At 62.6% G+C, this 25,744-nt stretch carries 31 protein-coding genes and 1 pseudogene; 19 read left to right on the forward strand and 13 right to left on the reverse strand.

Annotated features, from left to right (window positions below):
* Nucleotide 1 precedes the first annotated feature (1 nt).
* Both AC56QQ_RS20520 and AC56QQ_RS20525 read right to left on the reverse strand, forming a co-directional pair.
* On the reverse strand, nucleotides 2-931 hold the full coding sequence (locus AC56QQ_RS20520; protein WP_091578306.1) for an AAA family ATPase: 930 nt from the start codon (nucleotides 929-931) through the stop codon (nucleotides 2-4).
* Nucleotides 928-1,455, reverse strand: a complete 528-nt coding sequence (locus tag AC56QQ_RS20525; protein WP_489861033.1) for a flavin reductase — start codon at nucleotides 1,453-1,455, stop codon at nucleotides 928-930. The genes AC56QQ_RS20520 and AC56QQ_RS20525 overlap by 4 nt, the downstream gene beginning before the upstream one ends.
* Nucleotides 1,456-1,635: 180 nt before the next feature.
* On the opposite strand from AC56QQ_RS20525, the gene AC56QQ_RS20530 reads away from it, so the two are divergent.
* Both AC56QQ_RS20530 and AC56QQ_RS20535 read left to right on the forward strand, forming a co-directional pair.
* A complete protein-coding gene (locus AC56QQ_RS20530) occupies nucleotides 1,636-2,709 on the forward strand; it encodes a branched-chain amino acid ABC transporter substrate-binding protein (protein ID WP_497123159.1) in 1,074 nt (357 codons plus the stop codon).
* Nucleotides 2,709-3,734, forward strand: coding sequence for a P1 family peptidase (locus tag AC56QQ_RS20535; protein WP_497123160.1), 1,026 nt, complete (start codon nucleotides 2,709-2,711; stop codon nucleotides 3,732-3,734). Before AC56QQ_RS20530 ends, AC56QQ_RS20535 begins: the two co-directional genes overlap by 1 nt.
* A gap of 16 nt (nucleotides 3,735-3,750) precedes the next feature.
* On the opposite strand, the pseudogene AC56QQ_RS20540 reads toward AC56QQ_RS20535, so the two are convergent.
* Nucleotides 3,751-3,993 (reverse strand): annotated as a pseudogene (locus AC56QQ_RS20540) (DUF2171 domain-containing protein); the annotation flags it as partial.
* A gap of 137 nt (nucleotides 3,994-4,130) precedes the next feature.
* Between AC56QQ_RS20540 and AC56QQ_RS20545 the strand changes: the two are divergent.
* From AC56QQ_RS20545 to purB, 3 genes are read left to right on the forward strand one after another with little or no spacing between them, the layout of a single operon-like run.
* A complete protein-coding gene (locus AC56QQ_RS20545; protein ID WP_497123161.1) occupies nucleotides 4,131-4,847 on the forward strand; it encodes a DUF2259 domain-containing protein in 717 nt (238 codons plus the stop codon).
* Entirely contained in the window at nucleotides 4,844-5,356 is a 513-nt protein-coding gene (locus tag AC56QQ_RS20550; RefSeq protein WP_489861028.1) for a hypothetical protein, read from the forward strand. Before AC56QQ_RS20545 ends, AC56QQ_RS20550 begins: the two co-directional genes overlap by 4 nt.
* A gap of 59 nt (nucleotides 5,357-5,415) precedes the next feature.
* Nucleotides 5,416-6,723 (forward strand): adenylosuccinate lyase, encoded by a 1,308-nt coding sequence (gene purB / locus AC56QQ_RS20555; RefSeq protein WP_497123162.1) that lies wholly within the window; start codon nucleotides 5,416-5,418, stop codon nucleotides 6,721-6,723.
* A 72-nt stretch (nucleotides 6,724-6,795) separates the two neighbouring features.
* On the opposite strand, the gene AC56QQ_RS20560 is transcribed toward purB, so the two are convergent.
* Nucleotides 6,796-7,608, reverse strand: a complete 813-nt coding sequence (locus tag AC56QQ_RS20560) for a VOC family protein (RefSeq protein ID WP_497123163.1) — start codon at nucleotides 7,606-7,608, stop codon at nucleotides 6,796-6,798.
* A gap of 250 nt (nucleotides 7,609-7,858) precedes the next feature.
* Between AC56QQ_RS20560 and AC56QQ_RS20565 the strand changes: the two genes are divergently transcribed.
* Nucleotides 7,859-8,413: an RBBP9/YdeN family alpha/beta hydrolase gene (locus tag AC56QQ_RS20565; protein ID WP_489863702.1), complete on the forward strand. Its 555-nt coding sequence runs from the start codon at nucleotides 7,859-7,861 to the stop codon at nucleotides 8,411-8,413.
* A gap of 25 nt (nucleotides 8,414-8,438) precedes the next feature.
* Here AC56QQ_RS20565 and AC56QQ_RS20570 read toward each other — a convergent pair whose 3' ends face one another.
* Nucleotides 8,439-9,212 carry an HpcH/HpaI aldolase family protein gene (locus AC56QQ_RS20570; RefSeq protein ID WP_091578296.1) on the reverse strand — a complete coding sequence of 258 codons (774 nt, stop codon included), beginning with the start codon at nucleotides 9,210-9,212 and terminating at the stop codon, nucleotides 8,439-8,441.
* A gap of 109 nt (nucleotides 9,213-9,321) precedes the next feature.
* A complete protein-coding gene (locus tag AC56QQ_RS20575; protein WP_091578294.1) occupies nucleotides 9,322-9,642 on the reverse strand; it encodes a DUF1476 domain-containing protein in 321 nt (106 codons plus the stop codon).
* A 274-nt stretch (nucleotides 9,643-9,916) separates the two neighbouring features.
* Between AC56QQ_RS20575 and purC the strand changes: the two genes are divergently transcribed.
* The 6 genes from purC to AC56QQ_RS20605 all read left to right on the forward strand — a co-directional run bounded on the left by purC (nucleotide 9,917) and on the right by AC56QQ_RS20605 (nucleotide 13,471).
* On the forward strand, nucleotides 9,917-10,711 hold the full coding sequence (gene purC, locus AC56QQ_RS20580) for a phosphoribosylaminoimidazolesuccinocarboxamide synthase (RefSeq protein ID WP_256750894.1): 795 nt from the start codon (nucleotides 9,917-9,919) through the stop codon (nucleotides 10,709-10,711).
* A gap of 43 nt (nucleotides 10,712-10,754) precedes the next feature.
* Nucleotides 10,755-10,997 (forward strand): phosphoribosylformylglycinamidine synthase subunit PurS, encoded by a 243-nt coding sequence (gene purS / locus AC56QQ_RS20585; RefSeq protein WP_023810342.1) that lies wholly within the window; start codon nucleotides 10,755-10,757, stop codon nucleotides 10,995-10,997.
* 1 nt (nucleotide 10,998) lies between these two features.
* Nucleotides 10,999-11,667 (forward strand): phosphoribosylformylglycinamidine synthase subunit PurQ, encoded by a 669-nt coding sequence (purQ, locus tag AC56QQ_RS20590; protein WP_256750893.1) that lies wholly within the window; start codon nucleotides 10,999-11,001, stop codon nucleotides 11,665-11,667.
* Nucleotides 11,668-11,754: 87 nt separating this feature from the next.
* A complete protein-coding gene (locus tag AC56QQ_RS20595) occupies nucleotides 11,755-12,420 on the forward strand; it encodes a glutathione S-transferase family protein (RefSeq protein WP_497123164.1) in 666 nt (221 codons plus the stop codon).
* Entirely contained in the window at nucleotides 12,417-12,824 is a 408-nt protein-coding gene (locus tag AC56QQ_RS20600; protein WP_489861022.1) for a hypothetical protein, read from the forward strand. The genes AC56QQ_RS20595 and AC56QQ_RS20600 overlap by 4 nt, the downstream gene beginning before the upstream one ends.
* A gap of 2 nt (nucleotides 12,825-12,826) precedes the next feature.
* Nucleotides 12,827-13,471, forward strand: a complete 645-nt coding sequence (locus tag AC56QQ_RS20605; RefSeq protein ID WP_497123165.1) for a Pr6Pr family membrane protein — start codon at nucleotides 12,827-12,829, stop codon at nucleotides 13,469-13,471.
* Between the two features lie 67 nt (nucleotides 13,472-13,538).
* Here AC56QQ_RS20605 and AC56QQ_RS20610 read toward each other — a convergent pair whose 3' ends face one another.
* The gene (locus AC56QQ_RS20610) at nucleotides 13,539-13,790 is read right to left on the reverse strand and encodes a DUF1127 domain-containing protein (protein ID WP_497123166.1); all 252 of its coding nucleotides are present in this window, start codon (nucleotides 13,788-13,790) and stop codon (nucleotides 13,539-13,541) included.
* 92 nt (nucleotides 13,791-13,882) lie between these two features.
* Here AC56QQ_RS20610 and AC56QQ_RS20615 point away from each other — a divergent pair, with 92 nt between their 5' ends.
* From AC56QQ_RS20615 to AC56QQ_RS20640, 6 genes are all read left to right on the forward strand, one after another.
* Nucleotides 13,883-15,301 (forward strand): aminotransferase-like domain-containing protein, encoded by a 1,419-nt coding sequence (locus AC56QQ_RS20615; protein WP_497123167.1) that lies wholly within the window; start codon nucleotides 13,883-13,885, stop codon nucleotides 15,299-15,301.
* A gap of 162 nt (nucleotides 15,302-15,463) precedes the next feature.
* Entirely contained in the window at nucleotides 15,464-17,695 is a 2,232-nt protein-coding gene (purL, locus tag AC56QQ_RS20620; protein ID WP_497123168.1) for a phosphoribosylformylglycinamidine synthase subunit PurL, read from the forward strand.
* Nucleotides 17,692-18,204, forward strand: coding sequence for a hypothetical protein (locus tag AC56QQ_RS20625; protein ID WP_489861017.1), 513 nt, complete (start codon nucleotides 17,692-17,694; stop codon nucleotides 18,202-18,204). The genes purL and AC56QQ_RS20625 overlap by 4 nt, the downstream gene beginning before the upstream one ends.
* Before the next feature lie 124 nt (nucleotides 18,205-18,328).
* Nucleotides 18,329-18,562 carry a BolA/IbaG family iron-sulfur metabolism protein gene (locus tag AC56QQ_RS20630; RefSeq protein WP_010909092.1) on the forward strand — a complete coding sequence of 78 codons (234 nt, stop codon included), beginning with the start codon at nucleotides 18,329-18,331 and terminating at the stop codon, nucleotides 18,560-18,562.
* 183 nt (nucleotides 18,563-18,745) lie between these two features.
* Nucleotides 18,746-19,081 carry a Grx4 family monothiol glutaredoxin gene (gene grxD, locus AC56QQ_RS20635; RefSeq protein WP_013532137.1) on the forward strand — a complete coding sequence of 112 codons (336 nt, stop codon included), beginning with the start codon at nucleotides 18,746-18,748 and terminating at the stop codon, nucleotides 19,079-19,081.
* 143 nt (nucleotides 19,082-19,224) lie between these two features.
* Nucleotides 19,225-20,493 (forward strand): multidrug effflux MFS transporter, encoded by a 1,269-nt coding sequence (locus AC56QQ_RS20640; RefSeq protein WP_489861016.1) that lies wholly within the window; start codon nucleotides 19,225-19,227, stop codon nucleotides 20,491-20,493.
* A 56-nt stretch (nucleotides 20,494-20,549) separates the two neighbouring features.
* On the opposite strand, the gene AC56QQ_RS20645 is transcribed toward AC56QQ_RS20640, so the two are convergent.
* From AC56QQ_RS20645 to rpsD, 3 genes are all read right to left on the reverse strand, one after another.
* Nucleotides 20,550-21,377 carry an inositol monophosphatase family protein gene (locus AC56QQ_RS20645; protein ID WP_497123169.1) on the reverse strand — a complete coding sequence of 276 codons (828 nt, stop codon included), beginning with the start codon at nucleotides 21,375-21,377 and terminating at the stop codon, nucleotides 20,550-20,552.
* The gene (ttcA, locus tag AC56QQ_RS20650; protein ID WP_497123170.1) at nucleotides 21,367-22,260 is read right to left on the reverse strand and encodes a tRNA 2-thiocytidine(32) synthetase TtcA; all 894 of its coding nucleotides are present in this window, start codon (nucleotides 22,258-22,260) and stop codon (nucleotides 21,367-21,369) included. The genes AC56QQ_RS20645 and ttcA overlap by 11 nt, the downstream gene beginning before the upstream one ends.
* A gap of 130 nt (nucleotides 22,261-22,390) precedes the next feature.
* Nucleotides 22,391-23,008: a 30S ribosomal protein S4 gene (gene rpsD, locus AC56QQ_RS20655; protein ID WP_497123171.1), complete on the reverse strand. Its 618-nt coding sequence runs from the start codon at nucleotides 23,006-23,008 to the stop codon at nucleotides 22,391-22,393.
* A gap of 376 nt (nucleotides 23,009-23,384) precedes the next feature.
* On the opposite strand from rpsD, the gene AC56QQ_RS20660 reads away from it, so the two are divergent.
* Nucleotides 23,385-23,591, forward strand: coding sequence for a hypothetical protein (locus tag AC56QQ_RS20660; RefSeq protein WP_091578271.1), 207 nt, complete (start codon nucleotides 23,385-23,387; stop codon nucleotides 23,589-23,591).
* A 117-nt stretch (nucleotides 23,592-23,708) separates the two neighbouring features.
* Here the strand turns inward: AC56QQ_RS20660 and AC56QQ_RS20665 are convergent, their stop codons facing one another.
* From AC56QQ_RS20665 to AC56QQ_RS20675, 3 genes are all read right to left on the reverse strand, one after another.
* On the reverse strand, nucleotides 23,709-23,897 hold the full coding sequence (locus tag AC56QQ_RS20665) for a DUF3008 family protein (protein WP_489861012.1): 189 nt from the start codon (nucleotides 23,895-23,897) through the stop codon (nucleotides 23,709-23,711).
* Between the two features lie 64 nt (nucleotides 23,898-23,961).
* Nucleotides 23,962-24,762 (reverse strand): glutamate racemase, encoded by an 801-nt coding sequence (gene murI / locus AC56QQ_RS20670; RefSeq protein ID WP_497123172.1) that lies wholly within the window; start codon nucleotides 24,760-24,762, stop codon nucleotides 23,962-23,964.
* The gene (locus tag AC56QQ_RS20675) at nucleotides 24,755-25,675 is read right to left on the reverse strand and encodes an RNA methyltransferase (protein ID WP_497123173.1); all 921 of its coding nucleotides are present in this window, start codon (nucleotides 25,673-25,675) and stop codon (nucleotides 24,755-24,757) included. Before AC56QQ_RS20675 ends, murI begins: the two co-directional genes overlap by 8 nt.
* Nucleotides 25,676-25,744: the final 69 nt, after the last annotated feature.

The raw sequence follows: 25,744 nt of genomic DNA on the forward strand, positions 1-25,744 counted from the left end.
CCTATTCCGCCGCCGAAAGCTCGGCCTTCACCTCGTTGAGGATGCGCCGGCCTTCGCCCTGTTCGATGCGGGCAATGTCGTCCTGGTATTTCAACAGCACGCCGATCGTGTCGGACACGGTTTCCGGATCGAGCGCGACCTTGTCGAGTTCGGTCAGCGCGCCGGCCCAGTCGATGGTTTCGGCGACACCCGGCACCTTGAACAGTTCGATCTGGCGCAGCTTCTGGATGAAGGAAACCACCTCGGCCGAGAGCCGCTGGTTGGCTTGCGGCACCTTTCGGCGCACGATCTCCAATTCGCGCTCGGCGTTGGGATAGTCGACCCAGTGATAGAGGCAGCGCCGTTTCAGCGCGTCGTGGATCTCGCGGGTGCGGTTGGTGGTGATGATGACGATTGGCGGCTCTTCCGCCTTGATGGTGCCGAGTTCGGGCACCGTTACCTGGAAGTCGGACAGGATTTCCAGCAGGAAGGCTTCGAAGGCCTCGTCGGTACGATCCAGCTCATCGATCAGGAAGACTGGGGCAGCACCAGCCTTGCCGGTGAGCGCATCGAGCACCGGACGGCGGATCAGGTATTTTTCGGAGAAGACGTTGCGCTCCATGTCGGAGCGATCGACCTTGCCCGCCGCCTCCTCCATACGGATTTCGATCATTTGCGCGGCGTAATTCCACTCGTAGACGGCGGACGAGACGTCGAGGCCTTCATAACACTGCAGGCGGATCAGGCGGCGGCCAAGCGCCTGCGCCAGCACCTTGGCGATCTCGGTCTTGCCGACGCCGGCCTCGCCCTCGAGGAACAGCGGCCGTTTCATGCGCAGCGACAGGAAAAGCACGGTCGCCAGCGACCGGTCCGCCACATAGTCCGCACCGGTCAGGAGATCGAGTGTCTCGTCGATCGTCCGCGGCGCGGCGCGCGGTTTCAGCTCGCTCATTCTTTCTCCGTGAACGCCGCCGCTCCGCTGTCCAGAACGTGGTAGCCGCGGGCGTGGTAGATCAGCGGCCGCAAATTATCGCCCATACGCAGACCTGTCACCTTGCCAAAAAGCACACGATGGGTGGCCAGATCCTTGGTGTCGATCAGTTCGCAGTCGAAAACGGCGAGCGCACCCTTCAGCGTTGGCGCGCCGGTCGAGATCACGTCCCATTCGCCGAGCGCAAAACGCTCTTCCACCGACAGTCCGGTGATACCGGAAAAGCCGATCGACAGTGGCTCCTGATGCGACGCCAGCGTGTTCAAGGCAAATCTGCCATTCTCCACGAACAGCTCATTCTTGGCATTTTCGCGGTTGAGACAGACCAGAATGGTCGGCGGCGTGTCCGACACCGAACAGGCCGCGATGACCGTCGTACCACGCTTGCCGGCCGGCCCGTCGGTGGTAACCACATGGACGTGGCCGGCAAAATGGCTCATCGCGTCGCGATAGGCCTGTGGCCCAATGTCGTTTTTCTTCAGCACCGGAAATTTTCCACAGCCAGAACCCTACCGCTATATATGGCTAGACATGACATGCCACAAGCGAAGTGCTTGGCCCATCTCCTGAAATTCGCGTGTTGCACCAAGGCCAGCCAGCCTTTAGGTCTTGGCGGGAACTGGCGCCAGCGAGATGTCGCCAGCTTGGAGGAACTCTTCAACAGGATGCGATCCGGGGCAACGATATCTGCCGCACTGGTCTGGCTGTTCCTGGCCAGCGCCGCCAGCGCCCAGACGCTGCTGGTCGGCGTCGCAGCACCCTTGTCCGGCCCATCGGCAATCCTCGGCAAGCAGATCGAGGCCGGCACCAGCCTGGCGGCCGAAGCGAATGGCATCGAGCTCAAGATCACGGATGATGCCTGCACCGCTGATGGCGGCAGCGCCGCGGCTAAGGAATTCGTAGCGGCCAAGGTCAATGTCGTGGTCGGCTTTCTCTGCACCGATGCGATCGAGGCAGCAATGCCGATCCTGAAGGACGCCAACATTCCGGTCATTACCGTTGGCGTACGAACAGAAAGCCTGACCGACCGCCGCGCCAAGACCGGCTGGCCGATCTATCGCCTCGGGCCACGCGGCGACGATGAGCGCAATGCCGTCGCCTCTGCCCTCACCCGTCTGTGGCAGAACGAGCTGTTCGCCATCACCGACGACGGCACCATCTATGGCCGCGAGATCGCCGAGACGCTGCGGGCGGCGGCCGAACAGGCGGCGCTGAAGCCGGTGTTCGTCGACACGTTCCGACCACAGCTCGACAACCAGATCGGGATGGTTGGCCGCCTGAAGAAGGCCGGCGCGACGCATGTCTTCGCCGGCGGCGACGGCGAGGACATCGCCATCATGGACCGCGATGCCGCGCAACTCTCTGCCGGCATCGTCTTTGCCGGCGGCGAGAATTTGCGCACGCCACCCGGCGACGTTCCATATGCCACCGGCACGCTGATGATCGCTCCGCCTGAATGGGCCGATGTCGCCGATCCAAAAGTGCTGGAACGCTTCTCTGCCCGAAAGATCGTGCCGGACGGTTACACGCTACCGGCCTACGCGGCGGTCGAGATCGCCAAGGCGGCGTCAAGCCTGTCCGAAACCTCGGGCAAGCCGCTGACCGAAGCCCTGACCGGACCGGATTTCACCACTGCGATCGGGCCGGTCCGCTTCGACGCGAAAGGCGACCTCAGCCAGAGCCCCTACCGCGTCTTCCGCTTCGATGGCACGCGTTTCGTCCCCTTGGAAAGCAACTGATGTTTCGCACCGGCCCGCGCAATCTGATCACGGACGTTGCCGGCCTGCGCGTCGGCAATGCTTCCGATGCGAGGCTGAAATCCGGCGTCACGACCATCCTTTGCGATGAACCGGCGGTGGCCGGAGTGCAGATCCTGGGCGGTGCGCCCGGCACCCGCGAAACCGATTTGCTGGAACCGCACAATTCGGTCGAGGCGGTCCACGCCGTGGTGCTTTCGGGCGGTTCGGCTTTCGGCCTCGACGCGGCGTCCGGAGTGCAGGCGGCGCTGCGTGAACGCGGCATCGGTTTCGAGGTGGGCGGCTTCCGCGTGCCGATCGTGCCGGCGGCGATCCTGTTCGACCTGCGCAATGGCGGCGACAAGGATTGGGGCCGCTATCCACCCTATCGCGACCTCGGCTATGAAGCAGCGCAAACCGCCAACGCCGATTTCCAGTTCGGCACGATCGGCGCCGGCACCGGCGCTTTGACCGCGGGACTGAAGGGTGGCCTCGGCTCGGCCTCGACGCTGCTGGAAAGCGGCGTCACGGTTGGCGCACTGGCCGCCGTCAACCCGACCGGCTCGGTGACCGTCGGCCGAACCCGTTATTTTTGGGCGGCCCCGTTCGAAATCGGCGACGAATTCGGCGGACTTGGCTACCCCTCGCCAATGCCGGATGACGCCAAAAAGATCCTGCTGAAATTCCGCGACAAGGATCTCGGAAGGCAGATGGAGACCGGCGGCAGCACCACCATCGCCGTCATTGCCACGGACGCGGTTCTCACCAAGGCCGCCGCGAAACGCCTGGCGATATCAGCGCATGACGGCTTCGTGCGCGCCATCTGGCCGACACATACGCCGGCCGATGGCGACCTCGTGTTCGCGCTGGCAACCGGCCGGAGTGGCGTCGAACTCACCGCCGACGCGGCAATCGATCTCTATGCCGCGGCCGGTGCCACCATGGCGCGCGCCATCAGCCGCGGTGTCCACGCGGCGAGGCCAGCCGACGGCGACCTGTTTCCCGTCTGGTCGTCACGACTGGGGTGAAGTGGTCGATCAGACCGGACTTTTCTTCCTCGAACGTCACCGCGACATCCGAATTCGCGGACAGCCACACCTTCTTGCCATCGACCTCGGCAACAAGGCTCAGGGGAATGTAGTGGTGATGGCCCTTGTGGGCGCCCTCGCCGCTGTCGACCTTGGTCAGTTTGATGCGCTTGCCATCGACCTTGTCGACGGTGCCGACATGCACGCCGTCGGCGCCGACGACTTCCATATGCTCACGAATTTTGCTGGTGTCGGTCATGGTGGTTCTCCATTGGGACTGCCGACAATAACAAATGACGGGCCGATTGGATGCATCGGCTTTCAGACCGCACGACGTTTTGATTCCGTCGTGGTAGGGGGATCGCAACGATCACCGGCTGCCGGAGTGACGAATCGATGCGAATGCTTTTTCTGTTTGCCGTTTTCCTGCTTGCGCAGCTTACGACGTCGGTCGCCGGCGATGTCGCCGAGCTGGAGATCCTCGGTTTCACCAAGGATGGCGGTGTGTTCGCCTTCGAGGAATACGGCGTGCAGGACGGCTCTGGCTTCCCCTATGCCAACCGCTACTACATCGACACCAGCACCGACAGTTTTCTCAAGGGCACCCCGATCCGGGTCCGGCTCGACGACGAGAATGCCAAGCTCGACGCGGCGCGCCTTCAGGCACGGCAGAAAGGCGAGGCCATTGTCAGCGAGGCGGAGTTGACCGCCAACAAGGGCATCACCGCAGGTTTCAACCCGGTGACCGAGCTTTCGGCCGATCCGCATCGGATGGCGGTCAATCCGCGTCCGATCTTTTCGCCGGTCGACCCACCCCTCGAGTTTCGACTCGATGAGATCGGCATGAACAACACTGGAGGCTGCGAGAGCCAGGGCGAGATCAACGGCTTCCGGCTGCTGCGCATCGAGGCGCAGGATGGCGGCGCGACCAAGCTGCTGCACGAGGACAAGTCGATCCCCAAGAGCCGGGGATGCCCGAACGGCTACCGGATCGGCGCGGTGCAGACGTTTTCAATGAACAGTCTCAGCGCCTATGCGGTGCTGATCGCGGTGCGCCAATATGGCTTCGAGGGGCCGGACTTTCGCTGGATCGCGGTGACTGGCCGCCTGTGACACCGCACGCCGCCATTCCCAGCCGCGCCCCGAGCTACATCCGCCGCGCCTTGCCAGGGTGGCGGACAGCGTTTTTCGGCGCCTTGTTGTGGGCCATGACGATGGGCGCCAGCGTGCTCGTCAACCTGGACGCCTGGGAGACGCCGGAGAAAATCCGCACCGTGTCGTTGCTGTTTGCTGGTGGCGGAGCCCTCGCCTTTCCGGTTGGCCTGTTCGCCGCGCGGCTGGTCTCACTCGGAAGGCACTGGGAGGTCGCCTTCGCGGCGGCATTCGTGTGCCTTGCCGCCGCGACCATCGGCCTGACTAGCGGACTGTTTGCGCTGCAATACCGATCCTACTATGCCGAATGGCATGCGCCCGCTTTCACCCTCACCTGGGTCTTCCAGTTCGTCTTCACGACGCTGGTGGCGCTCTACCAGTTTGTGGTGCTGGGCATCCGGCTGTATTTCCCGACTGGTTTCGTCGCCTTGTTTGCCGCGAGCGTCTGGTTTGCGCGGCAGCAGCGTTGAGCATTTTGTCTGCCTCTGTTAGGACGCGGGCAAACTCCTCGACACGTCAGGACTGACCGATGATCCCACGCTATTCCAGACCGGAAATGGTCGCCATCTGGTCGCCGGAAACCCGGTTCCGCATCTGGTTCGAGATCGAGGCTCATGCCTGCGACGCGCTGGCCGAGCTCGGTGTCATTCCGAAAGAGGCCGCGAAGACCATCTGGGAAAAAGGTGGCGCGGCAAAGTTCGACGTCGCGGCCATAGACGAGATCGAGCGCGTTACCAAGCATGACGTCATCGCCTTCCTCACCCATCTTGCCGAATTCGTTGGACCGGACGCCCGCTTCATCCACCAGGGGATGACCTCGTCGGATGTTCTCGACACCTGCTTTGCCGTACAGCTCACCCGGGCCAGCGACATCCTGCTCGCCGACATCGATGGCCTGCTTGCCGCGCTCAAGCGCCGAGCCTTCGAGCACAAGGACACCGTCACCATCGGCCGCAGCCACGGCATCCATGCCGAGCCGACCACCTTCGGCATCAAACTGGCGCAAGCCTATGCCGAGTTCTCGCGCTGCCGCGAGAGGCTGGTGCATGCGCGTGAGGACATTGCCACCTGCGCGATTTCCGGCGCGGTCGGCACCTTCGCCAACATCGAACCCTATGTCGAGGAACATGTCGCGGCAAAGCTCGGGCTCAAGCCGGAGCCGGTGTCGACGCAAGTGATCCCGCGCGACCGCCATGCCATGTTCTTCGCCACGCTCGGCGTCATCGCCTCGTCGATCGAGCGGCTGTCGATCGAAATCCGCCACCTGCAGCGCACCGAAGTGCTTGAGGCGGAAGAGTATTTCTCGCCGGGCCAAAAAGGCTCGTCGGCGATGCCGCACAAGCGCAACCCGGTGCTGACGGAAAACCTCACCGGCCTTGCCCGCATGGTGCGGTCCATGGCGCTGCCGGCGATGGAGAATGTGGCGCTCTGGCACGAGCGCGACATTTCGCACTCCTCGGTCGAGCGCATGATCGGGCCGGACGCCACCGTGACGCTCGATTTTGCCTTGTCACGGCTGACCAGTGTCGTCGACAAGCTGCTCGTCTATCCCGAGAACATGCTGAAGAACATGAACAAGTTCCGCGGCCTGGTGCATTCGCAGCGCGTGATGCTGGCGCTGACGCAGGCCGGCCTGTCGCGGGAAGACTCCTACCGGCTGGTGCAGCGCAACGCTATGAAGGTGTGGGAGCAAGGCGCTGATTTTCTTGAAGAACTGCTGGCAGACAAGGAAGTGACCGCTGCCTTGCCGGAAGCCGAGATCCGCGAAAAATTCGACTTGGGCTACCACACCAAGCATGTCGACACGATCTTCAAGCGGGTGTTTGGCGAAGCTTGAGCCACCCCAGAAAAGAGGCCCGTCCCGGCCACTGGCCGGCGGGCCTCTTTGCTTGGTGTGGTCAGGGCCCGATCAGGCCTTGCCGGGAACGGTCCTGATCACCGTACCCCACGGGTCCTCGCGGGTCGTTTCGCCGGTCACATTGTCCGAACGCATCTCGACCCAGGCCAGGCCCGAGCGAGCGGCGTCGCGGCGGCCGGCGCCGGCGCTCTGCCAGGCATTGGCGCCGATGTGGTGGTGATAGCCGCCCGACGACAGGAACACCGCCTGGCCGCCATATTTCGCCACCGTGTCGAAGCCGAATTCCTTGTTCCACCAAGCTTCGGCGTCTTCCGGCCTGCCAACACGCAGGTGGACATGGCCGACAATGCTGTTTTCCGGCGCGCCTTGCCAACCAGCGTCACCCGCCGGCACTTCGGCGACAACGGCCGGGATGTTCAGCCGCTCCGTCGCCATGGCCACCTTGTCGCCATTCCATTTCCAGTCCTGCGGACGGCGGTCTGAATAGATCTCGATGCCATTTCCCTCGGGGTCGGTCAGGTACAGCGCTTCGCTGACCAGATGGTCGGATGCGCCATCGATGGCGATCTTGTTGGCGATGGCATGGTTGATCCAGCGGCCGAGATCCGCGCGGCTGGGCAGCAGGAATGCGGTGTGGAACAGGCCGGCGCCGCGCGGATCGTCGGGCTTCGCCGAAGGATCCGGCTCGAGGACGAGCAACGGCCGGTTGGCGGCGCCCAAGGTGATCGCGCCATCGGTACGGCTAAGCTCCTGCAGTCCGACGACTTTGCGATAATAGGCGGCCATACTTTCGGCGTCGCGCGCCTTCAACCCGACGCGGGCAACGCTGACCGGGGTGGTGGCGGCAAAAGGCAATTCGCTCATCAAATGCTCCGTTCGGCCGGTCCGCGGTGAAACTCCCAAGGCCAAGAGTCCCGCGCCGCCAATCATCCTACGTCGTGCCGGTCACAAAAATCGGGGTTTTCGCACACGGCTGTTTCTTTTCCTTACGACAAATCGTCCATCGGCATCGTTCACACAAGATGGCAAGAAGCGAACATCGTGTTCACCATTGTGATCAAGAGCGTGACCTATGACCGTTGCACGAAGCGGCGCCGCTCGCTATCTCAGCGCCATGAAGGTCAAGGAAGCAGATATTCTCATCGTGCCGGGCTACACCAATTCCGGTCCCGATCATTGGCAAAGCCGCTGGCAGTCGAAATTGTCAACGGCGCGCAGGGTCGAGCAGGCGGAGTGGTCGAAGCCGGTGCGCGACGACTGGACGGCGAACGTGGCCAAGGCGGTCAACGAGGCCGAGCGGCCGGTTGTCATCGTCGCTCACTCGCTCGGTGTCGCCGCGGCGGTGCAAGCCATTCCGCAATTCAAGAAACCGGTCGCAGGAGCCTTTTTCGTGGCACCGCCCGACGTCGCCAATCCCGATATGCGCCCCAGGCACCTGATGACCTTCGGCCCTTACCCGCGCGAGCCGCTGCCGTTTCCTTCCCTGGTGATCGCCAGCCGCAACGACCCGTTCTGCGCGTTCGATGTCGCCGAGGACATTGCCGGCGCGTGGGGCTCGCTGTTCATCGACGCCGGCGAGACCGGTCATCTCAACGCGGATTCGGGCTTCGGGCCGTGGCCCGAAGGCTCGATGACATTCGCCAAGTTCCTGACGGATCTGAAGGCCTGAGTTGTCTGGCCAACGGCTCCCTCACTCAGGAGCCGATCGAATCCCTGACGCTCTTCAGCAGGGTTTTGGCACCGAGCCCGATCAGTGCGTGTTCGGAGCCCATGGCCAGCAGCCGGTAGCCCATCGACACGACGCGGCCGGCGATCGCTGGCTCGACAACATAGATCGCGGCGTGCTTGCCGGCCTTGCGGGTGCGCTCGGCGACCGAGGCGACGGTCTCCATCATGCTTTCCAGCGTTGAATTGACCGTGGCGCCGTTGCTCCACGCGATCGAGAAGTCGGAGGGCCCGAGGAAGATTCCGTCGATGCCCGGCGTGTCGAGGATGCCGTCGAGCGCGTCGAGAGCCGCGCGGGTCTCGACCATGGCGAAGGCCATGGTGCGCTGATTGGCGTCGCGCAACCATTCGGCCTGGTCGCCCTTGCCATGGCGCGGAAAGGCATAGGTCGGCCCCCACGAGCGCTCGCCGAGTGGCGGATATTTCATGGCGGCGGCGAACAGCTTCGCATCGGCCACCGAATTCACCATCGGCGCAATGACAGCCTCGGCGCCGAAATCGAGCGCGCGGCTTGCCATGTCGAAGCGGCCGACGGGAATGCGCACCAGCGCCGGTTTGCCTGTGGCGAGCACCGGCACGAGGCCGCGCAAGACGCTGTCCTCGTGGTGGCCGCCATGCTGCATGTCGAGCGTGACGGCATCAAAACCCTGCTTGGCGACGATCTCGACAGTCAAGGCATCCGGCACGCCGGACCATGCGGTGAACAGCGTTTCATCGGCCGCAAGACGGGACTTCAGGGACATCTAATCTTTCCTTTGTTAACGCCAGCAGTTTCAGCCGGAAACCGCTGCAAAGGCAAAGAAAAACCGCCTGGATAGCCCAGGCGGTCGATTGGTCCAGCGTGTGGTTGGATCAGGTGTTCTTGATCTGCTCGATCGCCTGCGCCATCAGCTCGTCCATGGTGCGGCGGATCTGATGGTCCGACTGCTCGACACCGGCCGCATCGAAATCCTTGCGGATCTTGCGGAACACGTCGTGGTCGCCGGCTTCCTCGATGTCGGAAACAACCACTTCCTTGGCATAGGCATCGGCATCAGCGCCCGACTTTCCGAGTTTTTCGGCGGCCCACAGGCCGAGCGCCTTGTTGCGGCGCGCCGCGGCCTTGAACCGAAGTTCCTCGTCGAATGCGAATTTGCGCTCAAAGCCCTCTTCGCGGTCCTTCATGCTGCTCATGGCATCCCTCCGATGGAAATCGATTCGCTGGTGATGATCTATATGTGTTGACGAAGCACAAACCAAAAGGTCACGAGCCGGTCAATATGCTTCGTCGCATGCTGCGCTGCGGCATTTCGGTCCCGAAAGCGGTTGATTGGAAGGATTTGCCGATTGAGCAAATGGTGTGATTGGGATAGACCCGGCATTGAACCCTACCGTAGCCGCACTATTTCAGGCAGACGGACAGGAAATGGTCGCTTGCCGCCTGTCCGGAAATCCAGAGAAAAATCAGATGAAAAATCGCCGCCGCATTTATGAAGGCAAGGCCAAGATCCTCTATGAGGGACCCGAGCCGGGTACGCTCATCCAGTTCTTCAAGGACGACGCAACCGCGTTCAACAAGAAGAAACATGAGGTCGTCGACGGCAAGGGCGTGCTCAACAACCGTATTTCCGAGCACATCTTCAACCATCTCAACCGCATGGGCATCCCGACCCACTTCATCCGCCGGCTCAACATGCGCGAGCAGCTGATCAAGGAAGTCGAGATCATTCCGCTAGAAGTGGTGGTGCGCAATGTCGCCGCCGGTTCGCTGTCCAAGCGCCTCGGCATCGAGGAAGGCACCGTCTTGCCGCGCTCGATCATCGAATTCTATTACAAGGCCGACGCGCTCGACGATCCGATGGTGTCGGAAGAGCACATCACGGCGTTCGGCTGGGCGAGCCCGCAGGAGATCGACGACGTCATGGCGCTTGCCATCCGCGTCAACGACTTCCTCTCCGGCCTGTTCATGGGCGTCGGCATCCAGCTCGTCGACTTCAAGATCGAGTGCGGCCGCCTGTTCGAGGGCGACATGATGCGTATCGTGGTCGCCGACGAGATTTCGCCGGACTCCTGCCGCCTGTGGGACGTGGCGACGCATGACAAGCTCGACAAGGATCGTTTCCGCCGCGACATGGGTGGCCTCGTAGAAGCCTACCAGGAAGTTGCCCGCCGCCTCGGGATCATGAACGAGAACGAACCCGTGCGCCCCACGGGTCCGGTGCTTGTCGCCTCGACCGAAGGCGTCAAAGGCAAGCCGCACTGATTGCGGCTTGCGCCCCGATACCCAGAACAGGAGCATGTCCAGCGTGATCAAGGCCCGCATTACCGTCACCCTCAAGAACGGCGTTCTCGACCCGCAAGGCAAGGCGATCGAACACGCCCTGTCCGGTCTGGGCTTTGGCGGCGTCGGCGCGGTGCGGCAGGGCAAGGTGTTCGACGTCGAACTGGCGGAAAGCGACAAGGCCAAGGCCGAGGCTGACCTGAAGGCCATGTGCGACAAGCTGCTGGCGAATACGGTTATCGAGAATTACGCGGTGGAGATTGCCTAACGTGAAATCAGCCGTCGTTCTTCTTCCTGGCCTCAACCGTGACCGCGACATGATCGCGGCGCTGACCAAGATTTCGGGAAAACCGCCGGTCACCGTCTGGCAGACCGACACCGAGATCCCGGATGTCGACCTGATCACCATTCCGGGCGGCTTTTCCTTCGGCGACTATCTGCGCTGCGGCGCGATCGCCGCGCGCATGCCGGTCATGCGGGCGGTTGCCGAAAAGGCGGCCAAGGGCGTGATGGTCATCGGTGTCTGCAACGGCTTCCAGATCCTGGTCGAGGCCGGCCTGCTGCCTGGCGCCTTGATGCGCAACACCTCACTGAAATTCGTCTGCCGGCAGGTCAAGCTGCAGATCGCCAACGCCAACACCATGTTCACCCGCCGCTATCAGCCGGGCCAGATCATCCGGTCGCCGGTCGCGCACCACGACGGCAACTACTTCGCCGACGCCGAGACGCTTGCCCGTCTCGAAGGCGAAGGCCAAGTGGTGTTTCGTTACGCCGAAGGCACCAATCCGAACGGCTCGATCAACGACATCGCCGGCATCATCAACGAGCGCGGCAACGTGCTCGGCCTGATGCCGCATCCGGAAAACCTGATCGAAGCAGCCCATGGCGGCAACGACGGCCGCGCGCTGTTCGAGAGCGCGCTCGGCATTGCCGCCTGACATCGTCGAGGCGAACGCCTTGAAAACAGCCGGACATTCCAGCCCGCTTTATTGGGCAAGTCCGCTTCATTGGGGAGAGAGACGGTCATGAAACTCTATTCGCGGCCGTTGTCGCCCTATTCGTCGATCGTGCGGGCGCTGGCCTACATCAAGGACGTTCCGCTCAAGATCATCGCGCCGCCGCCGGGCTTTCCGATCCCGGAAGAGTTTCGCGCCATTTCACCGCTGAACCGGATTCCGGTGCTGATCACCGGTTCTGGCGAAACGATCCTCGAATCCGTGGTCATCGCCGAGTATCTCGAGGAGCGGTTTCCGGAACCGGCGCTGCTGCCGCCCGATTCCAAGGATCGCGCGCTGGTGCGCATGTTCGCCCGTATCACCGATCTCGATGTGCTGACCCCGACGATGAAGCTTTTCGAGCTTCATTTCGTGCAGAAGCGAAACACTACCGAGATCGAAGCCCAATTCGCCCGCCTGCACCACGGACTGGCGGCAATCGAGGCGCGCATGGCGCAAGGCCCCTTCGCGCTCGGCAACGACATCAGCTTCGCCGATGCCTGGCTGACGCCGACGCGGTTTATCTTCAACAATTTCCGGGCGATGACAGGCCGCCACGACCTGCTCGACGCCTATCCCAAATTCGATGCTTACGAACAAATCGCCTTGCAGCACCCGGCATTGTCGCGGGTGTGGGGCGAGATGACCGACGGCTTGAAGATCTTTCTGTCCGAACTTGAGATGGGTGCCGCTTGATCAAGAGCAAGACGATCGCCTTCGTCGCCGCGGCGGGCTTTGCCCTGGCGTCCTGCCAATCGACCCCAAAGAGCGCGCCTGTTCCCTCGGGCAAAAGTGCGGCGCTGCTGGCCATGGAACAAGTGGCGATATCAGCCCATAAATGCTGGATCGCCAGCAAGGACCCGGCCTTCAAGCAATACCAGATGGCCAACGAACTGAACTCGTTCAGCGGCACGCCGCGTTTCCTGCTGGTGCCCGCCAAGCATTATGGCGGCAAACCATTGCTGGTCGTGCAGGCGCAAGGCAATTCAAGCCGCGTCGACGCGTTCGGACCGCTGATGAACGACCCGCTCGGCGCGCGCATCGGCTCGGACATCGCCCGCTGGCAAGCCGGCAACCCGGCCTGCGCCGCGACCGCCTAGCCATGGGTCGCTTGCTGCAGCTAGCGGGCCTGGTCATAGGTCTGGCCGGGCTCGTCCTGCAGTTCTGCATCACCATTCCGGCATCGATGGAAGCCGGCCGCAGCCTGCTCGGCTCGATCGTCTTCCTGTTCAGCTTCTTCACCATCCTGACCAACATCGGCGCGGTCTTGGTGCACACATCGCTGTTGTCGTCCACCGGCTATGCCTGGCTGCCGGCCTTCGCCGGGCCACGCATGCGGGCGGGTGTCGCGGTTTCGATTGCTTTGGTCTTCATCGTCTATGCGACGGTTCTGGCACAGCTCTGGCAGCCGCAGGGGCTGTTCCTGCTCTGCGATGTGCTCCTGCATTATGTGACGCCGGTGCTGTTCGTTCTGTGGTGGCTGACATCAGGCGCCGACGGCAGGACACGGTGGAGCGATATCTCCTGGTGGATGCTCTATCCCGTGGCCTATCTGGTCTATGCGCTGGCGCGGGCGCCGCTTGCCGGCGAGGTGCCCTACCCCTTCCTCGATGTCGCCAAGAACGGCCCAGCCAGCGTCGCCATCTCGGCGCTTGCCATCACCGGGCTTTTTCTCGTGCTGTGCATCATCGCAGTCCTCGCGGACCACAGCGTTTCACGCCTGCGCGCACCGGGAGGCAAGCGTTAGCTGATGTTCCAGTTCGAGATGATGGCTTTTCGCTCTTGGCGATGGTCTTTTCGAAAACCCGTTCGCGCTAGTCCCAGAAAGGCCTGAGCCCCTCGTGATGGGCGTCGCAGCGCGAGATGCCGATATCCTTGAGCTGATCGTCGGTCATTTCCAGCAATGTCAACCGGCTGCGCCGGCGCTCCAGCAGATTGTCGATCCATCTCGCCAGCGACCCGACCACACGCACCAGACGGCTGACAAAGCCGCGCCGGCCCGCCGGGCGTGCCGTTTGACTTGATAACTCGGCCCTCGAATGAGGGATTGTCACGATTGTATTCATTTTCTTTCCACCAGAGCTCTTAATTGTACCCTTTTTTCATGCCGTTGATATGTATTGACTCCCATATCGGTGCAATATAGAAAATTGTCACCATGACAAATTGGCTCCCAGATCTCACCGACGGCGCCGGCCCGCTGTATCAACGCCTGGCTGATTCCATCGAAACCGACATCGACCGAGGCGTTATCGATGCTGGTGCAAAACTGCCGCCGCAACGCGATCTCGCCTACGACATCGGCACCACCGTCGGTACGGTCGGCCGCGCCTATCAATTGCTGCGCGAGCGCGGACTGGTGAGCGGCGAAGTCGGGCGTGGAACCTATGTGCTCGGCGAGCGCGCCGGGGGTGTGACGCCGGGCTTGCTGGTTCCGGACGTCAGCGCGGAAGGCACGCGTTACATCGATGCGCCCAGGGACAAGCTGCGGTTCGACAGCACGGCAGCGCCAGACATCGGCCAGGGCGCGATTGTCGCCGATGTCCTGTCGCGCACGGCACAGGATCATCCGCACGAGATTTCAAGCTACACGCGGGATTTTCCAGACCGCTGGTACGAAGCCGGTGCCCGCTGGTTGTCGCGAAACTCCTTCCGGCCTACCGCCGACACCATCGTTCCGACGCTCGGCACCCATGCCGCTGTGATGGCGGCGATCGCAGCGCTGACCACACCCGGCGATTATGTTGCCTTCGAGCACCTCACCTATTCGCAGATATCGCGTAGCGCCGGCCTGATCGGCCGGCGCACCGCGCTGGTGGCATCGGACGACGAAGGCCTCGACCCGGCCGATTTCGAGCGCGTCTGTGCGCAAAAGCATCCGAAGATGATCTTCCTGATGCCGACGGCCAAGAATCCGACGCTGGTGACGCTGTCGGCCACGCGCCGCGAGGCAATTGCCCGGGTGGCGCGCGAGTACAATGTCATCCTCATCGAAGACGACCTTTACGGCGACCTCACCGACGACCCGACGCCGCTGCTTGCCGAGTATGCGCCCGAACGCACTATCGTCGCCGGCGGCCTGTCGAAATCGGTGGCGGCCGGCATTCGCGGCGGTTGGCTCTCCTGCCCACCCGCCTATCGCCATCGCATCCGCGTCGCCCACAAGATGATGACGGGCGGCATGCCCTTCCTGCTGGCGGAGGTGAATGCCCGGCTGGTGCTGTCCGGCCAGGCCGCTGAGATACGCAAGCGCAGCATCGCCGAAATCGGCGCCCGCATCGCCATCGTACGCGGGACTTTGGCCGGATTTGAATTCAAGACGCACGACAAGGTGCCCTTTGTCTGGCTCACCCTGCCCGATCCGTGGCTTTCCGGCACATTCAAGAACGCCTGCCTCGAACATGGCGTGCTGCTCGACGACGAGGACGAGTTCAAGGCGGGCCGCTCCGAGCAGGTTTTCCATGGCGTCCGCTTCGGCATTTCGCAGCCAAGACAACGCAAGGATATTGCCGAAGGCGTTGCTGTCATCCGGCGGCTTCTCGACGAGGGCCGTGCCGGCTACGACAGCTTCTCCTGAACTCCGAGGGGCCTCGCACGCGCAGGATCGCCGCTGCCGAGGACTGCCCTGTGGCTTTGTCCGGCTTTCCTGCGTTTTTCGTCAATCCATGGGTGTATCGGCCTTAAAGCTTGCGATAAGACGGGACTCAAATCCCAACGCCCCGGACAAAAATCGCGACCCATGACCATTTCCAATTCCGTGCCGATCACCCCCGAGCTCATCGCCGCGCACGGGCTGAAGCCCGATGAGTATCAGCGCATCCTCGACCTTGTCGGCCGCGAGCCGAGCTTCACCGAACTCGGCATCTTCTCGGCGATGTGGAACGAGCATTGCTCATACAAGTCCTCGAAGAAGTGGCTGCGTACCTTGCCGACCACAGGCCCACAGGTCATCCAGGGTCCGGGCGAGAATGCCGGCGTGGTCGACATCGGTGACGGCGACTGCGTCGTCTTCAAGATGGAGAGCCACAATCACCCCTCATATATCGAGCCCTACCAAGGTGCAGCGACCGGCGTCGGCGGCATATTGCGCGACGTCTTCACCATGGGCGCGCGGCCGATAGCGGCGATGAATGCGCTGCGCTTTGGCGCGCCTGACCATCCCAAGACCAGGCACCTCGTTTCAGGCGTGGTTTCCGGCATCGGCGGCTACGGCAACGCCTTCGGCGTGCCGACTGTGGGCGGCGAGGTCAATTTCGACGCCCGCTACAACGGCAACATCCTGGTCAACGCTTTTGCAGCGGGCCTTGCCAAGACCGATGCGATCTTCCTGTCGGAAGCCAAGGGCGTTGGTCTGCCGGTCGTTTATCTCGGCGCCAAGACCGGCCGCGACGGCGTCGGCGGCGCCACCATGGCCTCGGCTGAATTCGACGACAAGATCGACGAGAAGCGCCCCACCGTGCAGGTCGGCGATCCCTTCACCGAAAAGTGCCTGCTGGAAGCGTGCCTCGAACTGATGGCCTCGGGGGCGGTCATCGCCATCCAGGACATGGGCGCGGCCGGCCTCACATGCTCCGCGGTCGAAATGGGCGCCAAGGGCGACCTCGGCATCGAGCTCGATCTCGACAAGGTGCCGGTGCGCGAAGAGCGCATGAGTGCCTATGAGATGATGCTGTCGGAAAGCCAGGAGCGCATGCTGATGGTGCTGCGCCCCGAGAAGGAAAAGGAAGCCGAGGCGATCTTCCACAAATGGGGCCTCGACTTCGCCATCGTCGGCAAGACCACCGACGATCTGCGCTTCCGGGTTCTGCACCAGGGCGACGAGGTCGCCAACCTGCCGATCAAGGACCTTGGCGACAAGGCACCCGAATACGACAGGCCCTGGGTCGAGTCCAAGAAGCCGGCGCCGCTGGCCGCCAATGACATTCCGCAGGCCGATGTTGCCGATGCACTGCTGAAGCTTCTCGGCGGACCGGATCTGTCGTCACGCCGCTGGGTATGGGAGCAATACGATACGCTGATCCAGGGCAATTCGCTGCAGCTTCCGGGCGGTGACGCCGGCGTGGTGCGCGTCGATGGCCATGCGACCAAGGCGCTCGCCTTCTCCTCCGATGTGACGCCGCGCTACTGCGAAGCCGATCCCTATGAGGGCGGCAAGCAGGCGGTGGCCGAATGCTGGCGCAACCTGACGGCGACGGGCGCCTTGCCGCTCGCCGCCACCGACAATCTCAATTTCGGCAATCCGGAACGGCCCGAGATCATGGGTCAACTGGTCGGCGCGGTGAAAGGCATTGGCGACGCCTGCCGCGCGCTCGGCTTCCCGATCGTTTCCGGCAACGTCTCGCTCTACAACGAAACCAACGGCCAGGGCATCCTGCCGACACCGACGATCGGCGGCGTCGGCCTGATCGCCGACTGGTCGAAGATGGTGCGCACCGGTTTCGCCGCCGAAGGGCAGATGATCCTGCTGGTCGGCGCGCCCGCCTCATGGGGAACGCATCTCGGCCAGTCGGTCTATATGCGCGACATCCACGGCCGCACGGATGGCCCGCCGCCACCGGTCGATCTCGAACATGAAAAGCGCGTCGGCGACCATGTGCGTGCCTTGATTGCGTCCGGTATCGTCACGTCGGCGCATGACGTTTCCGATGGTGGCATCGCGGTTGCTCTGGCCGAAATGGCGATGGCGTCCGGCATCGGCGCGACTGTCCCCGGGCTTGTCGGCACCGATCCGATCCCGGTCTGGTTCGGCGAGGATCAGGGCCGCTATCTGCTGACGCTGTCGATCGACCCGCATGGCGATGAATGGGATGCCATCCGCAAGCAGCAAAGCGAGCTCGGCATTTTCGCGCCATGGATCGGCTCGACCGGCGGCAGCACGCTGAAACTCGGCGAGGCGCGAGCGATCCCGGTCAGCGAACTGACCGCCGCCCACGAAGGCTGGTTCCCCCGTTTCATGGATCAGGCCAGTTGACCAGACTGACTGCCCGGGCACTGCTTGCAGTCGTTTTCTGGCCGTCGCTGTTCTTCTTCTGGTGCCTCGGGCCATTCGTCTTTTTCCTGCTGTCGACGACCTCAAGCGAGGTTTGCGCCCGGCTGGAAACGCGCGCGGAGTTTCTTGCCGCGGCCAACGGCACCCTTCCGATGCTCGCCGTGCAGAACGTCATCCATGCGGTTCCGATCTTGTGCCTGGTACTATGGGACCGCCTTTCACCGGAGCCGGCGCGGGCGAGGCATATTGTCACCTGCATCAAGCTTTTTGCCGTTGCGGTGGTCATAGGGGGACTGTGGGAGTACGGCTCCTCGCTTGTCTGCGACGGCTACGGCCAGGCGTTCTTCTCGCCGCTCTGGCAGATGACCAGCTATCTCCCCATCGTCAGCCTGATCATCAACGTTCCGCTCTATGTGCTGGCCTTCAGCCTCGGCCGCGCTTTCTCGACCCGCGAGGATGTTGCCGAGGACGAAGCAAGCCCACCGGCTTAGGCCCGCTCTGAAGCCGTCTTGCCCGTGGCAGGACGGAACGGCTTCAATCCGGACCGGAAAGGCTCTAGGCTCTGGCGAGTCACATCGCATGGCCGCCGGCCGGCCGCTCGAACAGGATTTTGCCATGGCAATGGATGCCCACGACATCGAAAAACTGATCAAGGACGGCATTCCGGACGCCAAGGTGACGATCCGCGATCTGGCCGGTGACGGCGACCACTACGCTGCCGAGGTGGTGGCCGAGAGCTTTCGGGGAAAAAGCCGCGTCCAGCAGCACCAGATGGTCTATGACGCGCTGAAGGGCAATATGGGCGGCGTGCTGCACGCACTGGCGCTGCAGACCAGCGTTCCCGATTAAGGCATTTGCCACCCGACCCACAGAGAAGGCCAGGGATGCGCCTCAAGCCACTTGGCCCAAGACGGCCCATCCTTTGCGCCATTTCAGCCACGGCACGGCTAACGTCTTGTTTCGGGCAATCGATGGGTTTATTTGAAAGGGTATGTTTCGAGCCTGACTCCCACAGGTGGTAAAGGATATTCCATGAGCGGTATCAACGACTACATCGACAATGAAGTGAAGGGCAACGACGTCGTCCTTTTCATGAAGGGCACACCCGGTTTCCCGCAGTGCGGATTTTCCGGCCAGGTCGTGCAGATTCTCGACTATATCGGCGCCGACTATAAGGGCGTGAACGTCCTGGATTCCGCCGAACTGCGCCAGGGCATCAAGGAATATTCCAACTGGCCGACAATCCCGCAGCTCTACGTCAAGGGTGAATTCGTCGGCGGCTGCGATATCGTCCGCGAAATGTTCCAGGCTGGCGAGTTGCAGACGTTCCTCGTCGAAAAAGGCGTGAGCGTCAAAGGCGCCGCCTGATTTCGATTTGCGCGTGTCGCTATCGACATGCGCTGAACACCGGGGCAGCCCCACCCGGCAACTTTATGTCCCGAATGCTGGGACCAAGACGAGCCAATGCGCCGGCCCGCCGGCGCGTTTTCGTTTGAGAGATCGGACTTGCCGTGGACCAGCCAGCAGCAGCGACGCAATCGGCAAGCAAGCTGCCTATTCCGCGCTGGGAATTCATCGCGCTGTGCGCGGCGCTGATGGCGCTGAATTCGCTGGCCATCGACATCATGCTGCCGGCCTTGCAGCAGATCGGTGCCTCGCTCGGCGTCGAGAATGAAAACCACCGGCAGTACGTGGTCACCGCCTACATTCTCGGCTTCGGCGGTGGCCAGCTGTTCTTTGGGCCGGTATCGGACCGTTTCGGCCGTCGCGCACCGCTTGTCGCCGGGCTGATCATTTACGTGGCGGCGGCTGCCGCTGCCGCCATTGCGCCAAGCTTTGAAACGCTTCTCTTGTGCCGGGCCGTGCAAGGCATTGGTGCGGCCGCCACACGCGTCATCGCCGTCTCGATCGTGCGCGACACATTTGACGGCCGACGCATGGCCGAGGTGATGTCGCTGATCTTCATGGTGTTCATGGCCATCCCGGTCATTGCTCCCGGCATTGGCCAATTCATCATGCTGTTTGCAACCTGGCACTGGATCTTCGTCACCATGGCCGTCGGCGCCCTGATCGTCTCGGCGTGGTCGCTGCTGCGCCTGCCGGAAACGCTGCATCCTGAATATCGGCGACCGCTGACCGCCAACTCCATCATCGGTGGTTTCCGCATCGTGCTCACCAACCGCATCGCGATCTGCTATGCCTTCGCCAGCACATTCATTTTCGCCGCCATGTTCGGCTTCATCGCCTCGGCGCAGCAGATTTATGTCGACATATTCAATGTCGGCGAGATGTTCCCGGTCATCTTCGCAGGGGTTGCCGGCGTGCTCGCCTTCTCCAATTTTCTGAACTCACGCCTTGTCGGCCGTGTCGGCATGCGTCGCCTGTCGCAAAGCGCGCTGCTGCTATTTCTGGTCATCAGCCTTGTCTGGCTGGTTGTTTCGCTTGAAATGAAGATGCCGCTCTGGCTTTTCGTCACTTTCTTCGCCTGCGCCATGCTGCCGTTCGGCGCGCTCGGCGCTAACTTCAACGCGCTTGCGATGGAGCCGCTCGGGCAACTGGCCGGCACGGCGTCGTCCATCCTGGGTTTCATGCAGACTTTTCTCGGCGGCATTCTGGGCACGCTGATCGGCCAGGCCTTCAACGGCACGGTAACGCCGCTGGCCGCCGGCTTCTGCAGCGTCTCGGTCGCGGCACTGCTGATGATCCTCATCGCCGAGCGCGGCAAAATGTTCCAGCCGCAAAACGCACCCGTTTCAGGGCACATCACGGATCTGCACTAAATCATTGTTTTTCCAAGCACGCCGGACGGGCCCAAACGCCGATCGTGGAAAAAATCCTATTCCGCCCAGAGTTCGCGGCGCAGCTCGCGCCAGCTTTCCTGGTCAGGCGCGACAAGCAGGCCACCACCCAAATGCGACGGCAGATAGGCGCTGCCGTCGAAGCGCGCCGCGTAGCCGCCGGCCTCGGCATGGATCAGCACGCCGGCCAGATGATCCCACGGCATCAGCTTGTTGTAGACGACGAAGTGGGCATGGCCGCTGGCCAGCAGGCGGTATTCGTGCGCCGCGCAGCGGTAGGCGAATTGCGAAAGGATCTTCGTCTGGTTGCGGGCCAGCCGTGACCGTTCCGGTTCGGGCATGTATTGCCAGGAGACAGAGCCGGTCATTTCCGGGAGCGGCGCGGGTGCCGTGACGCGCACCTTCTCCAGACCGCCATGCGCATGCCTGATATGGCTGCCGGCGCCCTTGGCGCTGATCAGCCAGTCCTTGCCGACAGGGTCATGAATGATGCCGGCAACGGTCTCGCTCTTGACCACGACGGCCAGCATGACACCGAAAAGCGGCACGCCCGAAGCGAAGTTGAAGGTGCCATCCACCGGATCGATGACGAAAGCCAGATCGGCATCGCCCAGGCCGTCGAGCAGCGCCGGATTGTCGGAACAGGCTTCCTCGCCGACGACCATGGCAGAGGGATAGCGCTCGCGCAGCCTGGCGGTGATGAGCCGCTCGGCATTGACGTCAGCCTCCGTCACCAGGTCGGCGGCGGATGTCTTCCGCCTGATATCGCCGTCACCCAGCCGGCGAAAGCGCGGCATGATCTCGGTCTGGGCTGCCTCTGCCAGAATGCCGGCCAGCCAGTCGATCGCGGTGTCGTCAAATATCATCGGAAATGTCTTGCCTGGCGGTGAGGGTGTCATTGAGCGCTGCGAAATCGAACAGTTTTCTGTCGAGCAGATGCGATGGCCTGCTGTTGGACAGCGCGCGCAGCATCGTATCCTTGCGCCCGGGCATGCGCTTTTCGATATCCTCGAGCATCGCCTTCATGGCGCTGCGCTGCAGACCTTCCTGGCTGCCACAGAGGTCGCAAGGGATGATCGGGAACCGCATCGCCGCGGCGAATTTTTCGAGGTCGGTTTCGGCGCAATAGCTCAGCGGCCGCAGCACCATGACGTCGCCCTCGTCGTTGAGCAGCTTTGGTGGCATGGCGGCGAGACGGCCGCCATGGAACAGGTTCATGAAAAAGGTTTCGAGAATGTCCTCGCGATGGTGGCCGAGCACCAGCACCGAGCATCCCTCCTCGCGCGCGATGCGATAGAGATGGCCGCGCCTGAGCCGCGAACACAGCGAACAATAGGTGCTGGCCTCGGGCAGCTTGTCGGTGACGACGGAATAGGTGTCCTGATATTCGATGCGATGCGGGATGGCGTATCTATCGAGATAGTCGGGCAGGATGTGTTTGGGAAAGTTCGGCTGGCCCTGGTCGAGATTGCAGGCCAGCAAATCGACCGGCAGCAGCCCACGCCATTTGAGGTCCAGCAGGACGGCAAGCAGCCCATAGGAATCCTTGCCACCCGACAGCGCGACCAGCCAACGCTGGCCCGGCTTGACCATCGAGAAATCCTCGATCGCCTGACGCGTCAGCCGCAGCAGCCGCTTGCGCAGCTTGTTGAACTCAACGGAGGACGGCACGTCGGCGAACAGCGGGTGGAAGCCGCCTTCGCCATCGGCGATCGGTTCGAGGGTCTCGACGTCTGGCAACATGTTCATGGCGTCAGTTCCAAAATCCTGGAGCAAAGGACGTTCGGCACTTTGTTGGGCCCGGGATTAGCGGACATGGCAGACAAAGAAAAGGCCGCCTCGAGGGCGGCCTTTGGATGGGATCGCAAAATGCGTTCGATCAGCGCGAATAGAATTCGACGACCAGGTTCGGTTCCATCTGCACGGCGAACGGAACGTCCGCCAGGCCAGGGATGCGAGAGAAGGTCGCGACCATCTTGTTGTGGTCGGCTTCGATGTAGTCCGGCACGTCGCGCTCGGCGAGGCCGACTGCCTCCAGCACGATCACCAGCTGCTTCGACTTTTCGCGTACTTCGACGACATCGCCCGGCTTGCAGCGGTACGAGCCGATGTTGACGCGCTTGCCGTTGACGTTGACGTGGCCGTGGTTGACGAACTGACGAGCGGCGAAAATGGTCGGCACGAACTTGGCGCGGTAAACGACCGCGTCGAGACGCGACTCGAGCAGGCCGATCAGGTTCTCCGAGGTGTCGCCCTTGCGGCGGTCGGCCTCTTCATAAACCTTGCGGAACTGCTTTTCCGAGACGTCGCCATAGTGACCCTTCAGCTTCTGCTTGGCGCGCAGCTGCAGGCCGAAATCGGAAAGCTTGCCCTTGCGGCGCTGGCCATGCTGGCCGGGGCCGTACTCACGCTTGTTGACCGGGGACTTCGGGCGGCCCCAGATGTTTTCGCCGAGACGGCGGTCGATCTTGTACTTCGCGGATCTGCGCTTGCTCATCGCATTCCCTTTCAAAACAAACACACCCGGAACCTCATGGTCCGGGTGAAGGAAACGCGCCCTCCTCTGGCCTCCGTTTTCGAGACCTGACAGGGTCTTCCCACGCAACGCGGCGGAAAACCCACGGGACACGTCATTTCAAACAGGATCAGAAAACGGCTAAGGCTCACTGATCTTGCGTATACAAAACAAACACCGGACATCGCTGCCCGGCGTTGGCGGCTGGTTAAACCGAGTTTTAACCGGTGTCAAGCTTGTGCCTGGCGTGGCGTAAGGCAAAGATATAGCGTTTCGCATGTTGATGCAGTGCCGGATGTGGCGGGAGGTGGTCGCGCCAGCGGCATCAGGAAGGGACTAGAGAGGAGACTGTGGTCATATGAAGAAGTTCTTCCTTACGTTGGCAGGCGCGGCGGTGTTGGCCGGGTCGATGGCGGTTGCACCGGAGCCGGCAGAAGCCAGACATTGGCAAGGACACCGGCATCATCAGGTTTGCCGCGTGGTGGTGAAGAAGAAGGTGGTCTGGCGGCATGGCCACAGACACGTCATCCGCTACAAGGTGCGGCGCTGCTGGGCACGCTGGTAAAAGTTCGGCTCAGGCGACCTACTCAAAGCCCGCGGCTATGGCCGCGGGCTTTTTGATTCTGACCCGTCTGACCGTGTTCTCGTGGACGATCTGGATATCCACCACGAGGACCAATCGTCAGTCCTTCGATTTCTTTTCAGGCAGTCCCTTGCGCTTCGTCTCGGCGAACTCCTCGAGTTGCTTTTCGCTCATCGATTCGAACATTTCCCGGGACGCGCCCTTGAGCTCACTCTTTTTCGTCTCGCCGCGCTTTGCGGAAAGTGCGGCACCGGCGGCCTTTTGCTGGGCTTTCGAGGTGGCAGGCATGATCGGTTCTCCCGTTTGGCTAAGGAGAAAAACGCAACGGCCGCCGGGATGTTCCCTTCGAGGATCAGGACATCGCCAGCCCGAACCCCTGCATCAGGCGACGGGTCGGGAAATCGATCCTTTTCGATGTGAAGACAGCAAGGTCGGGGCCTTCCGGCAGCATCTCGCCACGACCGTTCGGATCGATGTCGGCGAGAAGCGAAAGCGCGCGGCGCGCGATCGCTTCAGCCGGGTCGAGCCAATCGACCGGCCAGGGCGCCGTCTTGCGCATGCGATTGGCCAGAAAGGGATAGTGCGTGCAAGCGAGCACGACGATATCGGTACGCAACCCATCATGCTCGACGAAGCACGGTGCAATCTCGGCGCGCACAGCCTCCTCGTCGACGAAACCCTCACGCATGTAGATCTCGGCCAATCCCGCCAGATTGTCGCTGCCGACCAGGCGGACGTGGCACTTCTGCGCCCATTTGCTGATCAGGTCGCGCGTATACTGGCGCTTCACGGTGCCGGGCGTCGCCAGCACCGAAACCAGCCCGGAACGCGTGCGTTCCGCCGCCGGCTTGATCGCCGGCACCATGCCGACGAAAGGATGCTCGGGAAATCTCTCGCGCAGCGCATCGATCACCAGCGTCGAGGCGGTGTTGCAGGCGATGACTGAAATGGCCGGCGTAAACCGGTCGAGGAGTCTTGCGAACAGTTCGAGGATGTGCGTCCTCAGCGTCGGCTCTTCCCAGGCGCCATAGGGGAAGGCAGCATCATCAGCGACATAGATGAAGCGACGATCGGGCATCAGGACGCGCGCCTCGCGCAGCACGGTGAGCCCGCCAATGCCGGAATCGAACATCAGGACCGGCCGCTCAGTCATTGTCGGTTCCCCTGCCGCCGAGCGGGGGCGTGTCATTGTCGTCGCCATTGGCGTCGGGCGCCGGTCGACCCGCTTCCGCCTTGCGGGCGCGCGCGGCTGCCGCGGGCAATCGCCTGGGATCGTCGCCGGGAGACCCGTCGCCGCGGGGCATCGCCGGCGAGAATCTGTCTAGTGACGAGATGATGCCGCGCAGCACCTTGAGCTCCGGTTCGGCAAAGCCGGCACGCGTCAGCACGGCGCGCAGATTGTCGACCATCTTCGGCTTCTTCGGCGCCGGCCGGAAATAACCGCGCGCTTCGAGCGCACCTTCCAGATAGGCGAACAGGCCGTGCAGTTCTTCCTTGCTTGCCGGCTTCATGTCTGGACCGGCAAAGTTGGTCTTTGTCTCATCCTCGAGGCCTGACTTCATCCACTCATAGGACATCAGCAACGCCGCCTGGGCGATGTTGAGCGAGGAGAAATCAGGATCGACCGGAAAGGTGACAATCTCGTCGGCAAGGCCAACCTCGTCATTGTAGAGACCGAAGCGCTCGCGGCCGAACAGGATGCCGGTGCGCTGCCCCATATCGTGACGGGCTCGGAGCACCCTGCCCGCCTCCACCGGGCCGCGCACGGATTTGAAGCCGTCACGCTGCCTGGCGGTGGTGGCGAAAACGAAGTTCAGGTCGGCCAGCGCCGAGGCCAGATCGTCGAACACCTTCACCGCATCGATGACATGGTCGGCGCGGCTGGCGGCCGCCCGCGCCTTTTCGCTCGGCCAGCCGTCGCGCGGGTTGACCAGGCGCAGCTCGACCAAGCCGAAATTGGCCATGGCGCGTGCGACCATGCCGATGTTCTCGCCGAGCTGCGGCTCGACCAGGATGATGGCCGGACCGGCGGCGGGAATGGTGGCGGTGTCTTCGGTGACTGGCATGATTGTCAATGAACTGCTGTTTGCGGCATTTCAGCGTCCCCTGCCACATTCGGCCGCGAAAATGAAGCA

The sequence above is a fragment of the Mesorhizobium sp. RCAM 05099 genome (assembly GCF_059683685.1).

What these genes read in the sequence shown, in the direction of transcription:
- AC56QQ_RS20520 (WP_091578306.1), bottom strand. Translation starts at nt 931, where the DNA reads ATGAGCGAGCTGAAACCGCGCGCCGCGCCGCGGACGATCGACGAGACA.
- AC56QQ_RS20530 (WP_497123159.1), top strand. Translation starts at nt 1,636, where the DNA reads ATGCGATCCGGGGCAACGATATCTGCCGCACTGGTCTGGCTGTTCCTG.
- AC56QQ_RS20535 (WP_497123160.1), top strand. Translation starts at nt 2,709, where the DNA reads ATGTTTCGCACCGGCCCGCGCAATCTGATCACGGACGTTGCCGGCCTG.
- AC56QQ_RS20545 (WP_497123161.1), top strand. Translation starts at nt 4,131, where the DNA reads ATGCGAATGCTTTTTCTGTTTGCCGTTTTCCTGCTTGCGCAGCTTACG.
- purB (WP_497123162.1), top strand. Translation starts at nt 5,416, where the DNA reads ATGATCCCACGCTATTCCAGACCGGAAATGGTCGCCATCTGGTCGCCG.
- AC56QQ_RS20560 (WP_497123163.1), bottom strand. Translation starts at nt 7,608, where the DNA reads ATGAGCGAATTGCCTTTTGCCGCCACCACCCCGGTCAGCGTTGCCCGC.
- AC56QQ_RS20565 (WP_489863702.1), top strand. Translation starts at nt 7,859, where the DNA reads ATGAAGGTCAAGGAAGCAGATATTCTCATCGTGCCGGGCTACACCAAT.
- AC56QQ_RS20570 (WP_091578296.1), bottom strand. Translation starts at nt 9,212, where the DNA reads ATGTCCCTGAAGTCCCGTCTTGCGGCCGATGAAACGCTGTTCACCGCA.
- AC56QQ_RS20575 (WP_091578294.1), bottom strand. Translation starts at nt 9,642, where the DNA reads ATGAGCAGCATGAAGGACCGCGAAGAGGGCTTTGAGCGCAAATTCGCA.
- purC (WP_256750894.1), top strand. Translation starts at nt 9,917, where the DNA reads ATGAAAAATCGCCGCCGCATTTATGAAGGCAAGGCCAAGATCCTCTAT.
- AC56QQ_RS20595 (WP_497123164.1), top strand. Translation starts at nt 11,755, where the DNA reads ATGAAACTCTATTCGCGGCCGTTGTCGCCCTATTCGTCGATCGTGCGG.
- AC56QQ_RS20605 (WP_497123165.1), top strand. Translation starts at nt 12,827, where the DNA reads ATGGGTCGCTTGCTGCAGCTAGCGGGCCTGGTCATAGGTCTGGCCGGG.
- AC56QQ_RS20610 (WP_497123166.1), bottom strand. Translation starts at nt 13,790, where the DNA reads ATGAATACAATCGTGACAATCCCTCATTCGAGGGCCGAGTTATCAAGT.
- AC56QQ_RS20615 (WP_497123167.1), top strand. Translation starts at nt 13,883, where the DNA reads ATGACAAATTGGCTCCCAGATCTCACCGACGGCGCCGGCCCGCTGTAT.
- purL (WP_497123168.1), top strand. Translation starts at nt 15,464, where the DNA reads ATGACCATTTCCAATTCCGTGCCGATCACCCCCGAGCTCATCGCCGCG.
- AC56QQ_RS20630 (WP_010909092.1), top strand. Translation starts at nt 18,329, where the DNA reads ATGGCAATGGATGCCCACGACATCGAAAAACTGATCAAGGACGGCATT.
- grxD (WP_013532137.1), top strand. Translation starts at nt 18,746, where the DNA reads ATGAGCGGTATCAACGACTACATCGACAATGAAGTGAAGGGCAACGAC.
- AC56QQ_RS20645 (WP_497123169.1), bottom strand. Translation starts at nt 21,377, where the DNA reads ATGATATTTGACGACACCGCGATCGACTGGCTGGCCGGCATTCTGGCA.
- ttcA (WP_497123170.1), bottom strand. Translation starts at nt 22,260, where the DNA reads ATGAACATGTTGCCAGACGTCGAGACCCTCGAACCGATCGCCGATGGC.
- rpsD (WP_497123171.1), bottom strand. Translation starts at nt 23,008, where the DNA reads ATGAGCAAGCGCAGATCCGCGAAGTACAAGATCGACCGCCGTCTCGGC.
- AC56QQ_RS20660 (WP_091578271.1), top strand. Translation starts at nt 23,385, where the DNA reads ATGAAGAAGTTCTTCCTTACGTTGGCAGGCGCGGCGGTGTTGGCCGGG.
- AC56QQ_RS20665 (WP_489861012.1), bottom strand. Translation starts at nt 23,897, where the DNA reads ATGCCTGCCACCTCGAAAGCCCAGCAAAAGGCCGCCGGTGCCGCACTT.
- murI (WP_497123172.1), bottom strand. Translation starts at nt 24,762, where the DNA reads ATGACTGAGCGGCCGGTCCTGATGTTCGATTCCGGCATTGGCGGGCTC.
- AC56QQ_RS20675 (WP_497123173.1), bottom strand. Translation starts at nt 25,675, where the DNA reads ATGCCAGTCACCGAAGACACCGCCACCATTCCCGCCGCCGGTCCGGCC.